This is a genomic window from Actinacidiphila yeochonensis CN732 (assembly GCF_000745345.1).
GTDB lineage: Bacteria > Actinomycetota > Actinomycetes > Streptomycetales > Streptomycetaceae > Actinacidiphila > Actinacidiphila yeochonensis.
This window is the reverse complement of sequence record NZ_JQNR01000005.1, coordinates 3,813,432-3,827,625: the sequence shown is the minus strand read 5'-3', so window position 1 is coordinate 3,827,625 and position 14,194 is coordinate 3,813,432. Positions and strand designations below refer to the sequence as shown.

Annotated in this window: 11 protein-coding genes; 6 read left to right on the top strand and 5 right to left on the bottom strand. The window is 70.5% G+C overall.

From position 1 onward, the window contains the following. Nucleotides 1-71 precede the first annotated feature (71 nt). The 4 genes from BS72_RS27495 to BS72_RS27475 all read right to left on the bottom strand — a co-directional run bounded on the left by BS72_RS27495 (nucleotide 72) and on the right by BS72_RS27475 (nucleotide 5,778). Nucleotides 72-2,879: a glycoside hydrolase family 2 protein gene (locus BS72_RS27495; RefSeq protein WP_037914429.1), complete on the bottom strand. Its 2,808-nt coding sequence runs from the start codon at nucleotides 2,877-2,879 to the stop codon at nucleotides 72-74. 615 nt (nucleotides 2,880-3,494) lie between these two features. Beyond that, nucleotides 3,495-4,055, bottom strand: a complete 561-nt coding sequence (locus BS72_RS27485; RefSeq protein ID WP_037914425.1) for a TetR/AcrR family transcriptional regulator — start codon at nucleotides 4,053-4,055, stop codon at nucleotides 3,495-3,497. 138 nt (nucleotides 4,056-4,193) lie between these two features. Then, a complete protein-coding gene (locus tag BS72_RS27480; protein ID WP_037914424.1) occupies nucleotides 4,194-5,585 on the bottom strand; it encodes an Asp-tRNA(Asn)/Glu-tRNA(Gln) amidotransferase GatCAB subunit A in 1,392 nt (463 codons plus the stop codon). Next, a complete protein-coding gene (locus BS72_RS27475; protein WP_037917957.1) occupies nucleotides 5,572-5,778 on the bottom strand; it encodes a hypothetical protein in 207 nt (68 codons plus the stop codon). Before BS72_RS27475 ends, BS72_RS27480 begins: the two co-directional genes overlap by 14 nt. Before the next feature lie 149 nt (nucleotides 5,779-5,927). On the opposite strand from BS72_RS27475, the gene BS72_RS27470 reads away from it, so the two are divergent. The 3 genes from BS72_RS27470 (at nucleotide 5,928) to BS72_RS32850 (ending at nucleotide 11,055) form a co-directional block, all read left to right on the top strand. Continuing rightward, nucleotides 5,928-7,382, top strand: coding sequence for an MFS transporter (locus BS72_RS27470; RefSeq protein WP_078901678.1), 1,455 nt, complete (start codon nucleotides 5,928-5,930; stop codon nucleotides 7,380-7,382). Nucleotides 7,383-7,391: 9 nt separating this feature from the next. After that, nucleotides 7,392-8,315 (top strand): MBL fold metallo-hydrolase, encoded by a 924-nt coding sequence (locus BS72_RS27465; RefSeq protein WP_037914423.1) that lies wholly within the window; start codon nucleotides 7,392-7,394, stop codon nucleotides 8,313-8,315. A 205-nt stretch (nucleotides 8,316-8,520) separates the two neighbouring features. Further along, complete coding sequence (locus BS72_RS32850) at nucleotides 8,521-11,055, top strand: NACHT domain-containing protein (protein ID WP_051951765.1); 2,535 nt, start codon at nucleotides 8,521-8,523, stop codon at nucleotides 11,053-11,055. A 25-nt stretch (nucleotides 11,056-11,080) separates the two neighbouring features. Here BS72_RS32850 and BS72_RS27455 read toward each other — a convergent pair whose 3' ends face one another. Beyond that, entirely contained in the window at nucleotides 11,081-11,599 is a 519-nt protein-coding gene (locus tag BS72_RS27455) for a hypothetical protein (protein WP_063836151.1), read from the bottom strand. Between the two features lie 111 nt (nucleotides 11,600-11,710). Here BS72_RS27455 and BS72_RS40065 point away from each other — a divergent pair, with 111 nt between their 5' ends. From BS72_RS40065 to BS72_RS36845, 3 genes are read left to right on the top strand one after another with little or no spacing between them, the layout of a single operon-like run. Further along, a complete protein-coding gene (locus tag BS72_RS40065) occupies nucleotides 11,711-12,598 on the top strand; it encodes an RHS repeat-associated core domain-containing protein (protein WP_407639021.1) in 888 nt (295 codons plus the stop codon). Next, entirely contained in the window at nucleotides 12,567-13,520 is a 954-nt protein-coding gene (locus BS72_RS27450; protein WP_198546043.1) for a polymorphic toxin-type HINT domain-containing protein, read from the top strand. Before BS72_RS40065 ends, BS72_RS27450 begins: the two co-directional genes overlap by 32 nt. A gap of 8 nt (nucleotides 13,521-13,528) precedes the next feature. Then, complete coding sequence (locus BS72_RS36845) at nucleotides 13,529-14,110, top strand: DUF1851 domain-containing protein (protein ID WP_157856345.1); 582 nt, start codon at nucleotides 13,529-13,531, stop codon at nucleotides 14,108-14,110. Nucleotides 14,111-14,194: the final 84 nt, after the last annotated feature.

The window sequence follows — 14,194 nt, the reverse complement described above, 5'->3', positions numbered from 1 at the left end:
GTGACGGGTGACAGGTACGGCCGGCCGTGGTCGGCGGCCGGCCGTACCCGCGTGTTCCCGCCGGCTACCCGCTACCCGGCGAAGGTCTTCGTCGCCGGGTGGGTGGAGAGCGCCGCCTGGTTGAAGGTGACGGCCACTCCGTGGCCCCGCAACCGGGAGGCGTCCTGGTCGATCTTCCAGCCGTCGACCCGTACGCCGAGGGACGGGTGGCTCCGGACCTGCTCGTCGTCCAGCCGCACCCGCACGGTGCTGGACTCACCGGCCGCCAGGTTCAGGTAGTTGTCGCTGAACGTGGCCGGCAGGACGCGTTCACCGGTCCGGGTGTCGTACAGCTGCAGGTGCGTCATCAGCGCCACCGCCCGGCCGGTGTTCTCGACCTCCACCGTCAGGTCGAGGCCGTCCTGCCCGTGGCGGGCGTCGGCCACGACGGAGACGGCGGCCGCGGGCGCGTCGTCCAGGCTCACGAACCCGGCGGCCCGGGCCGGGTTCTCGACCCAGTAGAAGTTGCGCACCAGCTCCACGCCGTGCTCGTCCCCGAACGACAGCCGGACGAAGGCGACATCGGAGGGCGCGGTGCCCAACTGCGCCGCGATGCCGCCGACCACGGTGTGGTCGGCCGCGGCCGCCCCGTCGACGCGCAGGGACGTGCCGGCGAACGCCGCCCCGTCCAGGCCGTACAGCGTGACGGCGACGGTGCCCCGCACCGCGGCCCGGGTGTGGTTGGCCACCACGACGTCGAGGGTCTGGCTGTTGAGGATCACGTTGACCCGCCGGCACGCGTGCTGGACCGCGTAGAACGACGAGTGCGCCTCAAGGTCGTGGCTGTACATCTGCCAGACGAAGCTGGGCTGCGCCGGGTTCGTCATCCACATGACCACGCCGGTGCTCGGGTAGGGCCTGCCCTCCCCGGCGCTCTCCATGTTCGCGGCGCGCGACTCGTAGATCGCCTTGATGCACTCGTAGTTCATCAGCTGGGACTTGCGGGCGAAGTCCGGGAGGTTCTGCAGTTCGCCGTACCGCTGCGCGGTGAGCTTGAGGTAGCCCGCGCCGCCGCCGTTGCCCCCGTTGCCGTTGACGTCGCGGTCGGCCCAGAAGTCGTCCGGGTGCTCCCACGACGCCTCGGGGAGCATCTTCCGGATGAACTCCAGCGTCGGGATCGAGTACGAGCCGACCTCGTTGTGGAACGGCGGCCACTGCGTGCCGTTGTTGAGGGAGAAATGGGTGCTCGGGGTGACCCAGTGGTACGGCCCGCCCGAGCTGTACCCCGCGATCGCGTCCTTGCCGGTGTCGCCGGCCGAGCTGGTCAGCGCGGCCCGCTTGGGGTCCAGTTCGGCGACCAGCGCGTCCAGGCCGTCGATGAGCGTCTGCGGCGGCGGGCCCTCGTTGCCGCCGCACCAGAGCAGGACCGACGGGTGGTTGCGGAAGCGCACGATGCACTCCCGGATGTTGTCCAGGTCGCGGTCGAAGTCCGCCGGCGGGGGGCCTTCGGTCGAGCAGAAGAAGTCCTGCCAGACGAGGATGCCGAACTCGTCGCACGCGTCGAAGAAGTCCTCGGTGCTGCTCTGGCCGTTCCAGTTCCGGATCAGGTTGAGGTTGGCGTCGCGGTGCAGCCGCACCTGCTCGCGCAACCGTTCCCGCGGAATGCGCTTGAGCGCCTCGTCCAGGCCCCAGTTGCCGCCCATCACCAGGATCGGCTGGTTGTTGACGGTGATCGCCAGGCAGTCGGCCAGGGAGCCGGACGGCGACTGGATCGGCTTGGTGTACTCGATCCGCCGGACGCCGAAGTCGACCGTCCGCTCGTCGTGGACCTGGCCCCCGGACTCGACCCCGATCGTCAGCCGGTAGCGGTGGGGGTCGCCGTAGCCGTTGGGCCACCACAGCTTCGGGCGGTTCAGCCGCAGGGCGGCGATCTCCTTCGACGTCACGGTGATCGAGGAGGTGCCGGCCGGCACGGTGACGGTCCGCTCGAAGTCGCGGCCGTCGAGGGAGCCCTTCACCACCACGGCCCTGGACGTGCTGAACGCGCTGTCGAGGGCGAGGTCGACCGCGATGTCGGCCGTGCCCAGGTCCTCGGAGAGGGTGGGATCGACGCGGACGTCGGTCAGCCGGACCGGCCCGGTGGTGGACCAGGTGACCGGCTGCCAGATGCCGAGGTCCCGGTCGGGGATGGTGGGCAGCCAGTCCCAGCCCGACGTGCAGAAGAACGTCGGCCCGTTCTTCAGGGTGACCCCGGTCGGGCCGCCGTTGCGCCCGCCGCGGGTCACGCCGCTGGTGTAGCTCGGCAGTGCCGGGCCCTCGTCGTAGTCCAGCTTGCCGACCAGCACCGCGAGGTGGGCGGTGCCGTCCGCCTTCGCCACGATGTCCGTGACGTCGAAGACACCGCGCTTGAACGCGCCCTCGACGGTGCCCACCTGGGTGCCGTCGAGCCAGATCGTCCCCAGGTAGTTGATGCCCTCGAACCGCAGCCAGAACCGCTGCCCCGGGATCAGCCGCGGCACGGGGAACGCGACCCGGTACCAGTAGCCGGTGTCCTTCAGGGTGTCCGGGACCGTGTCGGTCACGATGTGGCCGTACAGCGGATCGGGGTACTCGCCGTTGGCGATCATGCTGGTGAGCGGCGTTCCCGGCACGACGGCCGGCTTCATGCCGGCTACGTGCTGCGCGCTGGCCAGCCCGCCACCGGACACGGTCGTGTCGTCGGCCGCCGTGAACGTCCAGCCGCTGGTGACCTCGTGGCCGTCATCGTGGAGGGGGCGGGCGCCCGCGGCATCCGCCGGAGCCGCGTCGGCGACACCGGGCAGCCCGAGCGTACCGAGAACACCGCCACCGGCGACGGCGATCCCGCTGGACAGGAAACGCCTGCGATTCAATTGGGTCACGTCGCTCCCGATGCTCGTTTGACAACGTTGTCAGGTCATGCGGTTTTCTATGATCCGCAGCCCCCGATCCCCGTGTCAAGAGAGCATGAGAGGTTCCGCGCCGGCGAAAGGAACCCGCCGGGCGGACAAGCCGGACTTCCCTACGATGTGACCTCTGCCGGATTTGGGCGACAAATTCGCCGCGCCGCATTCACCGGCCGCGACGCGAGAACGGACGGGCGGACCGGGAGGCGAACCCGGTGCACGCGGGGGCGCGTCGGCGCGACGGTGGGCGTACTCCTCAGCCGGCGTTTCGCAGCCGGCAACGCGGACTTTCGACCCGTCCGGGGGAATTCGGCCGGCAGGTCATCCCGCTAAGGGTGCCCGCGTCACCTCCCCTTTCCGAGCGCCATTCCTCGAACGCGGACGTGAACACGAACGCGGACATGAACGCGGACATGAACGCGGGCATGAACGCGAACTCGGCGGGAGGGCCGTCGGACATATCCGCACTCCGAACGGAATGCGACGCCGGGTCCGTCACCGGCGTCCGCCGGCGGGGTTCAGGGGCCGAGCGGTGAGGACGAGTGTCGTCCAGGGGCTGCCGGCTCCCGGCTCCCGGCGAGGCAGTGCCGGTCAGAGCCGGTCGAGGGCGTGCGTGACCAGTTCGCGCGCGTACGCGGCGTCCAGCGCGCCGGGACGGAAGAGGATGCGGTACATGATCGGCGCGACCACGTCGTCCATCATCAGCTCCGTGTCGGGCACCGGCTCACCGCGCCGGACCGCCCGATCCAGCACGGCGCCGATCTGCTCCGCGGCGTAGGCGGAGCACTGGCCCGCGTTGGTGCCGTCCGGGTCTCCGAGGAGCGCGTCCCTGATGTACGCGCGCCCGGACGGAGAGGCCATCTCGTCGAGGAACTGCTCCGCCCAGGCGTCGAGGTCGTCCCGGAGGCTGCCGAGATCCGCGGGATCGGTCTCCGGGCGCAGCCGCTCGACCGCGACGTCGGAGAGGAGTTCCTGCAGGTCGCCCCAGCGGCGGTAGACGGTGGACGGCGTCACACCAGCGCGGGCCGCCACCATGGGGACGGTCAGCACGTCGCGTCCCACTTCGCCGACGAGTTCGCGGACCGCGGCGTGCACCGATTCCTGCACACGGGCACTGCGCCCGCCGGGCCGGGCCATGGGCCTGGGAGTCATGCTCTCCACCTTAATGCGAATCCGTTGCGTCTAGTGCCGCGACCCGGTCGGTCCCCGGCGAGGACACGGCCGTCGGTCGCGGGCGCCGGTGGACCGCCGTCGGTCCCGGGCGGTGGTGGCCGCCCGGGACGTCGGCGCTCAGGCCGCGAGCGGAGCGAGCCGACCGGTTTCGGCAGCGGCCTCCTCGTAGATCCGTCCCACCCGCAGCACCGTCGCGTCGCGGAAGGGCCGCGCCATCAGCTGCATGCCGATCGGCAGCCCGTTCCGGTCGCGGCCGACCGGAAGGGTGAGGGCCGGAACGCCGGTGATGTTGGCCGGGGCGGAGAGACGGACGTAGGCGTCGGACACGGACTCGGTCGTGCCGTCGGCCCACTCGACCGCCTCCTGGTCCGCGGCGGCGGCCGTCATCGGTACCGTCGGCGCGGCCAGAACGTCGATCCCGTCGAACATGCGCGCCCAGGCGTCCCGCATCAGGGTGCGGGCCCGCTGGGCGCGGAGGTAGTCGCCCGCCGAGGTGAGTTCACCGGCCTCCAGCAGGATGCGCACGTCCGGGGCGTAGAGGTCGGCCGAATCCCGCAGGGAGCGCTCGTGGTAGGCGGTGGCCTCGGGCACCATCAGCCCCCACTGGACGGCCTGGATGTAGCGCGTCATCGGGATGTCGACGTCGACGAGTTCGGCCCCGAGTTCCGCCAGCCGCCCGATCGCCCGGCGCACCGCCTCTTCCACGTCGGTCGCGACCCGGTCGAAGTAGTAGGTGCGGGGGACGCCGACCCGGACGCCCGACAGGTCGCCGCTTTCGAGGTAGTCGGTACGGGGGCCGGGCACGCTCGCGGGGTCGTCCGGGTCGTGGCCGGCCGTCGCGGCCAGCACCAGCGCGGCGTCCCGCACGGTGCGGGTGATGGGGCCGACGTGGTCCAGGGACCAGGACAGGGAGGTCACGCCGGTGCGGGGGACGAGGCCGTAGGTGGGCTTGAGGCCCACCACGCCGTTGAGCGCCGCGGGCACCCGGATGGAGCCGCCGGTGTCCGTGCCCAGCGCGAAGGTCGCCCCGCCCGCGGCGACCGCCACCGCGGAGCCGCCGCTCGATCCGCCGGCGACGCGGCTGTGGTCCCACGCGTTCCTCGTCTGCGGGGTGGTCAGGCCGTAGGCGAACTCGTGGGTGTGCGTCTTGCCCAGCAGGACGGCCCCGGCGGCGGCGAGGCGTGCGGTCACCCGGCTGTCCCGGTCCGCGACATGCCCGGCGCGGACGTCGGAACTCGCCGTGGTGGGCATCCCCTCGGCGTCGATCAGGTCCTTGAGCGCCATCGGGATTCCGTGCAGCGGTCCCCTCGGTCCGCCCTTCGAGATCTCCCGCTCCGCCTGCGCGGCCGCGCTCCGCGCCCGGTCCGCGGCGACGGCGACATAGGCGCCGAGTCGTCCGTCGACGGCGGCGATGCGGTCGAGCACGGATGCGGCGAGGTCGACCGGGGACAGCTCGCGGGCGCGCACCGCGCGGGCGGCGTCGGTCAGTGACAGCTCAAAGGGTCGCATCGACGTTCTCCGTTCCGGCCCGGTAGGAGGCCGCCGGGGGCGTGTCGCCGAAGTCGAGTTCGCGCAGCGTGGTGATGACGGAGTGGATGAAGTCGGCCGTCGCGGCCACCCCTTCGTGCCGTTCGTCGGCGAGGGGGAGCCCCGCTCGGAGCGCCCCTCGGGCCGCCTCCTGGGGAGTGAGTGCGCTGGTCATGGTGGCCTTCCGGATCTGTACGGCGCGCATCGGGTCCTGGGTGGGTGGGGACCCTCGATCACCTAAACGCGAATCATTTGCTTTAGTCGACGCTACGACCTACCGTGACTTAAAGCAAACTCTTTGCTTTAAGCTTGGTAAGGAACCTCATGCAAAGCGCCCCAGCGGGTCGCGTCTGCCCCCGCTCCCCCACCTCCCGGCGCCTGCCGTTCGCGCTGCACGCCTCGATCCTGATCGCACTGCTCGCGGCCTCCAGCGCGCCGACCCCGCTCTACACCCGCTACCAGGCGCAGTGGCAGCTCTCGGCCCTCGACATCACCGTGGTCTTCAGCGCCTACGCCCTGGCCCTGCTGGCGGCCCTGCTGACGACCGGCACGCTCTCCGAGCACCTCGGGCGCCGCCCGGTACTGCTGGGCGCGCTGCTGCTCCAGGTCGCGGCCATGCTCCTCTTCGCCACGGCGGGCGGCCTGACGGCGCTCATCGTCGCCCGGCTACTGCAGGGCATCGCCACGGGCGCGGCCACCAGTGCCGCCGGGGCGGCCCTCCTCGACCTGGAGGACCCCGCCCGGCCCGGACGGTCCGCGCTGGCCAACAGCGTCTCACCGGTGGCCGGCATGGCCGCCGGCGTCATGACGGCCACCCTCCTGGTGCTCTTCGCGCCCGCCCCCACGACCACGGTGTACGTGGCCCTCGCGGCCCTGTTCGCGGTTCAGGCGGTGGCTCTCAGCCGAATCCCGGAGACGGTTCGCGCCCGCCCCGGAGCTCTCCGTTCCACGCGGCCGCACCTGACCCTGCCGGCGGCGGCCCGCGGTGCCTTCCTGCGCAACGGCGCCGGTGTCGTCGCCGTCTGGGCGCTCGGCGGCTTCTACTCGTCGCTGGGCCCGGCCTTCACCCGGCTCGTCTCGCCGGGCGGACCGGAGGCCGCCGGGGGTCTGGTGTTCTTCACCCTGACCTCCGTCGCCGCGCTCACCGTCTTCCTCACGCGCAGGACCCGGGCCGGCCTCTCGGCCCTGCTCGGCTGCTGCGCGGTGATACCGGCGGCCGGCCTGTCCCTCTGCGCCCTCCTCCTCGACAGCCCGGTCCCGCTCTTCGTGGGAGCGGCACTGGCCGGGTTCGGCTTCGGCGCCGTCTCCCAGGGCGCCCTGCGCGCGGTCCTCTCGCCGGTCGCGGCCCGGGAGAAGAGCGGCACGCTCGCCTCCTACTACGTCCTCAGCTACCTCGCGATGAGCCTGCCCGCCATCGGCGCCGGCGTCCTCACCGCGGCCTGCGGACTGCGCACCACGGCGGTGGCGTACGCCGGTTGCGTGGCGGTGCTGGCCGCCATCGCGGTCGCGGCGCTATTCAGGTCCACGCGGTCGACCCACCCAGCCCACCCAGCCCACGCGCCCCACCCGGCCCGACCGGCCCACTCGGCCCACCCGGCCCGCCCGGCGCGCCCGGCGCGCCCGGCACGGTCGGCACGGTCCGCGCCGGGCTCGCCGCCGCCCACCCGCGTCACCCGTCGCGTGTCCGGCGCCGTCCGGCCGACCCTCGACGGCGCCACCGGCGCCGCCGAAGCCGCGGCGAACGCCGACAACCACAGCCTCACCACCACCGACAAGTAGGGAACCCCCATGTCCACGACCTCTCAGTCCGCCGCCGGGACCCACCCCGGGGCCTCCTCGTGGTCCGTCGGCGACCACACCGTCCTCCGCGTCGACGAGATCGCCCTGCCGGCCGAGACCAGCCCGTGGCTCCTGCCCGGAGCGACCACCGACCTCGTGGCCGAAGCACCGTGGCTGCGCCCCGACTTCGCCGACGACCAGGGGTTCCTCCACCTGGCGAGCCACAGCTTCGCCCTGGAAGCCGACGGCATGCGCGTGCTGATCGACACCGGCATCGGCAACGGCAAGCAGCGCGCGAACCCCGCCTGGCACGACATGAACACCGACTACGAGACGCGGCTGCGGGAAGCGGGCTTCGCACCGGAGTCCGTGGACCTCGTCGTCCTGACCCACCTCCACACCGACCACGTGGGATGGAACACCCGCGCCGAGGGGGGCGACTGGGTGCCCACCTTCCCGAACGCGCGCTACCTCACCGCGCGCACCGAGTGGGACTACTGGTCCGGCGCCGAGATGGACGACGCGCGCAAGCAGATGTTCCGCGACTCGGTCCACCCCGTCCGGGACGCGGGCCTGTTCGACCTGGTCGACGTCGAGGACGGCGGCACCCCGATCGCGCCGGGCATCCGTCTGCTGCCCACCCCGGGCCACACGCCGGGCCAGGTGGCGGTCGAGCTGAGCAGCGGCGGTGAACGCGCGCTGATCACCGGCGACAGCATCCACCACCCGGTCCAGATGTCGCACCCCGGGCTCTGCAGCTGCGTGGACATCGACCCCGACCTCGCCGTCCGGACCCGCAGCCGGCTGCTCGACGCGCTGGCGGGCACGTCGACGCTGCTGCTCGGCACCCACTTCCCGCCGCCGACCGCCGGCCACGTACGACGCGAGGGGGAAGGCTACCGGCTGGCCCCGGCCGCCCCCGGCCGCGGCTGAACCTCCCACGAACGGGCGCGAACAGCCACCTGTGCGAGCCTCCCCGGCCGCCGAACGGTCCGGGGGCACCCCAGGCGCTTCTCCGCGGCCGTCTAACAGAGTCGGGGGTGGCTGAGTAGCCTGACGAATACCCGTCAGGCTACCGCGGCGGCCGGCCGGCGGGCGGCGCGGGGCGTGGCAGGGCATCCGGGTGGAGGGGGAGTTCGTGGAACGGGATGCACGGGGGGAGGAGCCGTCGGAAGACGGGGTCGGCAACAGCATCAGCGGGGGCACACAGCACGGCCCCGTCTTCCTGGCGCGGGACTTCCACGGTCCGGTCACCATCAACCCTCCAGCGGTTCCGACGCCCACTGTGGTCGAGGACCCGGAACTGGCCCGGGCCGCGGACGATCTCGCGGACGCTGTCGAACGCCAGTGGGGGCAGGAGGCGGCGCTACGACGGCTGAACGACCCGTATCCGCTTCCGGTCCGGTGGCGACCCGCCGCTCCTGAGCTTCTGGAGCCCTGGCGTTCGCTGCTCCGGCTGGCTACGACCGGGATCGGCTGGGCACCGGCCTCGCCGTCCGGCTGGGCGCCCGGGCCGGAAGCACTGTCCGGCGGCGACGGCGAGCTGGCGGAGGTACTGGCCCGGGTACCGACGGGGCGCCTGGTCGTCCTCGGGGAACCGGGTTCCGGCAAGAGCGTGCTGCTGATGCGGTTGGTGCTGGACCTGCTCGCGCGCCGCCGCCACGGCGACCCGGTTCCCGTCCTCGTCCCGCTCGCCTCGTGGGAGCCGGACCGGGAGGAACTGGACCTGTGGCTGGAACAGCGGCTGAGCATCGACTACCCGTCGCTCGGCGATCCCGGGCGGACTGGGGCGAGCAAAGGACGGGAACTCCTGGACTCCGGCCGGCTCATGCTGGTGCTGGACGGTTTGGACGAGATCCCGGGCAGCGTGCGAGGCCGTGCGATCGCCCGCATCAACGACGCCCTCGGCCCCCGTCCGAACCTTGCCATGGTCCTCAGCTCGCGCAGCACCGACTTCGCCGACACAGTCCAGCCCCGCAGCGGGCGTGAGGTGAGGGTGACCGGCGCCGCGGGCGTCGCGATCGAGCCGCTGGACCTTGACTCCGTCGAGTGGTACCTGCGGGACTCCGCCGGCGGGCCGACCAACGAGGCCCGTTGGCAGGAGGTGTTCGCCACGCTGCACACTCGGCACGATCCCCATCCGTTGGGCCGGCTGCTCACGACACCGCTGATGGCCTACCTGGCCCGCGTCGCCTACAACCCCTCGCCGGGCGCTTCGGAGGGATCGGCGGGGGCGGAGGGGACGGAGCGCTCGGAGGGGGCGGAGGGTGCGGAGGGCTCGGAGGGCGCGGAGGGCGCGGAGGATCTCGCCCACGGCTCCGCGCCAGCCGACCGGCCGGTGCGTCCGGCGCGTGACTCCGCGGTTGCCGCGCGGGGTGCCGGACGGGGGTCCCGGTCCGAGGATCGCCACGCCCCCGTCGGCCACCCCGTCGAGCTCCTGGACCGCTCGACGTTCCCCACGCCCGCCGCACTGCAGGCCCACCTGCTGGATGCCTTCCTCCCGGCCTCCTATGCCCGGCACGGGTTCTCCTCCCCGGGCCGGAGGGCCGGTCCTTCACGGTCGAAGCCCGCCTGGACACTCGGGCAGGCGGCCCGCTTCCTGACCTATCTCGCCCGTGATCTGGAGCACCGTCAGCAGGGCACCACCGACCTCAGATGGTGGGACCTCCCCGACGCGGCACCGAGGACTCTGGTGGGAGGCGCCGTCGGACTCGTGGCGGTGCCGGCCGGAGTGCTGATGCCGTTCGGCGCATGGCTCGGCGTCGGCATGGTCGTCGGCATCGCGGTGACGCTGGTGGGCCGCCGTTGGAGTCCGCCTGACCGGAGTTTCAACCGCGGGCTGGCAGGAGGGCTACTCGGCAGCATCCTCGGTGCCGCGTGCGGACTCGGCATACGCTCCGTGCTCGGGATCGAGAGCCCCGCGGGATACGTCGTCAGCGGACTCGCGCTGGGCCTCGTGCCCGGGTTCCTCGGGGGGTTCCGCGCGGGGCTGGCAGGAGGCGTGGCGGCGTCGTTCGTCGGCGCGTTCGTCGGGGATCCCGAAATGGGGGACTCGTCGCCGCTGGTCAACAGCATCGGCTTCGCCATCGCGGCGGCCTGCGTGGTCACCATGGGCCACAGCCGTCTTCCCGCGCGAGGATTGCGTTGGTCGCCCCTCGGCATCCTCACCGGCCTCGGCGGCGGCCTCGCCCTCGGGATCGCGGTCACTCTGCAAGCCGGCGTGCTCAACGGGCTGTTGTCGGGCCTGGTGGGCGCCGCCGGCGGATCCTTCGGCGCGGGGCTGGAGGCCAAGCCGGCCGAGGCGACGGCCGCGGCGGACCCGCAGACCGTACTCGCCCAGGACCGCGCCACGTTCTGGACCACCGCCTCGGCGGGTGGCCTCGCCATCGGCATTGCCGCGTCCCTCGTCATCGGGTCACTCCTGGGCCCCTGGCCGGGGGCCCTCGCCGGAGTGGCCGACGGGCTGGCGACCGGCCTGGCCTGGGGCTTACTCCAGGCCCGGTACGGCTCGTTCACACTCGCGCGATGGTGGCTCGCCCTGCACGGCCACGTGCCGTGGCGGCTGATGCCCTTCCTCGCCGACGCACACCGACGCGGCGTGTTGCGGCAGGTCGGCGCCACGTACCAGCTCCGCCACGCCGAACTGCAACGCCGCCTCGCCGGAGAGCGGTGAACCGGTTCCGGGGGACGAGGCCGGTTCAGCCCTCCTGCGGGCCACTCGCGGAGGACGGATCGGTGCCGTCCGAGGCGGGGGACCCTGTTCCGTGCGAGTCGGCGGGCGTCACACGGGGGCCGGCTGAACCATGGCCGGTGATGGTGATGCCGGAGAAGTCCCTGCCCATGAGGACAGGTCCGTGCTGCGTGCCCCCACTGATCCGGTTCTCCACCCCTCCGTTCGCACGCACCGACTGCGCCTGCTCCCACCAGCTCTCCAACGCGGAGCGGAACTCCGAGCTGAGCGCGGCTCGCACAGCGAGAGCCGTACTCAACCGCTGGGCCCGCTCCACATCACCCGGATCCTGTACCAGCGCCGCGAGTTCGGCCGCTCCGGAACTCACCGCGAGCGTACGGCTCTCGTCATCGGCCGCACCACTGCCCGCGCCGTGGCGGAACGGACGGTGGACCAGTGCGCCCAACGCCGTCCACGCCTGCCGGCCGGCCTCACCACCGACACCCCCTGCCAGTCCGGTCAGCGCGGCTGCCGAGATCGGATCCATCACTGCTCCCCCGTCATCAGTCGGTTGCCTCCCCGTGTGCCGCCGATCGGGCAGCACCACCCAAGAGCATGCCCGCCTCCAAGGGCAACGTGCCTCCGCTCCGCGGTTCTTGTGCCCCACAGCCTCCGCAGGTCCGCCACCCGCACGATCGTCGACGGCGGCTGCGCCGGCGACACCGTCCTCTACCTCGGCGACACCGAAGTCCACCTCAAAACCGGCACCACCTCCGCATGGGCCCAGCGGTACTACACCGCCGCCGGCACCACCATCGCCCTGCGCAGCACACAGACCGGCAAAAACACCCTGACCTGGTTGGCCTCCGACCCGCATGGCACCAGCAGCCTCGCCATCGACGCCGACACCCAGGCAGTCACCAAGCGCTACACCACCGCATTCGGCGCCCCGCGCACCGGCAGCACCGGAACCTGGCCCGACGACAAGGGATTCCTCGGCGACCCCGCCGACCCCGACTCGGGCCTCACCTACATCGACGCCCGCGAATACGACCCGAACACCGGCCGCTTCATCTCCGTCGACCCCATCCTCGACACCAGCGACCCGCAATCCCTCAACGGCTACGCGTACGCGGACAACAATCCCGCGACCGACTCTGACCCAACAGGTCAAATACTCAGGAGTGGGGACGGCGAGGATGGCAATGGCAACCCCATCCAATCCGGGGCCACCGTTTGCCCCAGCTTGAAGAACCCGGCCTGCCCTGACTACGGCTCCGATGCCTACGGTTCTAATGGCGGCAGTAACGGTGGTAGCGGCAGCGGGGATGCGACGCAATCCAGACTGCAGCCAGAAATGCCAGAACGGACTCGACGCGTCGAAATGCGGATCTTTGGGATGCGAGGCGGTCACCAACACCCCAGAATGGTGCCAGCACAACGAAGTCGAATGCGCGCCGATCGCGAAAGATCCTCAGATCAACCGGACAGCGGGAAGCCTGCTCGACGCGACGTTGAATATTCTCGGCTTCTCCGACTACGTTGACTGCAAAAAAGAAGACATGCCCGCATGCGCGGCATTGGGAGTCAATGCATTCTTGCATACTAAATGGGGGGAGGATCTACGGCTCACCGCGAAGGAACTAAAGCGGATCGCCAAGGACGGCTGCAGCTTCATCCCCTCCACCCAGGTGCTGATGGCGGACGGAAAAACCAAACCGATCGGCAAAATCGCGCCAGGCGACAAAGTCCAATCAGCCAACCCTCTCACGGGAAGCCACAAGGGCACGCGCACCGTCACGGCCACACACATCAACCACGACGACGACCTCCTCGACCTCACGGTCGAAACTTCGCCCGGCCACATTTCCACCCTTCACACCACCGACAACCACCCCTTCTGGGATGACACCACCCACACATGGGTCCCGGCCGGCGACCTCACCCTCGGCGACGCCCTGGAAACTGCCCGCAACACCCACGTCCACGTCGCCCTCCATGCGGTCGCGGGAGCGACCGACATGTACAACCTGACCATCGACCAACTCCACACGTACTATGTACTGGCGGGGGCCACGCCGGTATTGGTTCACAACTGCGGCAATGACCCGGAAGCCGTCCACCTCGACCTCAACTACAAGGATGGTTGGGATGCGGACCAGAAGGCTGCTGCCGATGGAAAGGTGGAATACCTCGACGGGCTCGCCAAGAATGGTGACCTGGTCAAAACCGACGCGGTGCGGGTGGAGAAGGGTTCCGCGGCAGGCCGTCTCCGTAAGGCTGGTCAGGACGTTCCGAGCGGCTCTGACGGGGACCACATGCGGGATCTACAGCTCGGTGGAAGTGACACCCTTGATAACCTTTCGCCTCTGGAGGCAAGTGTGAACAGGAGTCTGGGTCCACAGATCGCAGGGCGACTGAGAGGCCTGCCGAACGGGACGCGTATCTGTGGTGTTTCTATCTGCTAGGAGTCGCAATGTACGAGAATTTCTTGGCTGCGTATCCAGAAGATGCTGGGGATGAGGCACGTCACGCGACTGGATATCTCCTCATGGAAATGACGGGAGGCCAAGAGTTGATGGCGCTCGGCGCGGGAAAGTCCTTTGGTGGTGGAATCGTACGGATCCACGATGTCGACCAATCCCGCCGTGCCGCGATCCTCATTGGGGAAGCCTTTCCCGAGTACCGGGATCGCATCGTCCCATTCGCTAAGGACTGGCTGGGACGGCAGTTTGCGGTTCCCGCTCGCAATGGAACGCCAATTGCCGGTCAGATTCTCTTTATTGAGCCTGGATCTGGAGATGCCTTCGTCATTGACGCCACTCTGGTCGACCTTCTTGATCGGGAGATGGTTGAGGATCCGGATACATTTCTTGCAGCTGATCTATTCTCGGAGTGGCGCCTTGGGAATTCTGAACAGATCGCAGCTGAGAAGTGTGTAGGATTCAAGGTCCCCCTCTTTCTTGGAGGGCAGGGAGCTGTTGATAATCTTGAGGTAAGTGATGAAGAGGTTTACTGGAGTCTGTTTGGTCAATTGCGGTCGCAAGTCAAGGGCTGATAAGTTTGACTGTGGCTACATGTGGGCCCCAGCTCATTCCGTGGTCTGGCCTGGGCCACTGACGGGCCACGAAGTCGGCGTATT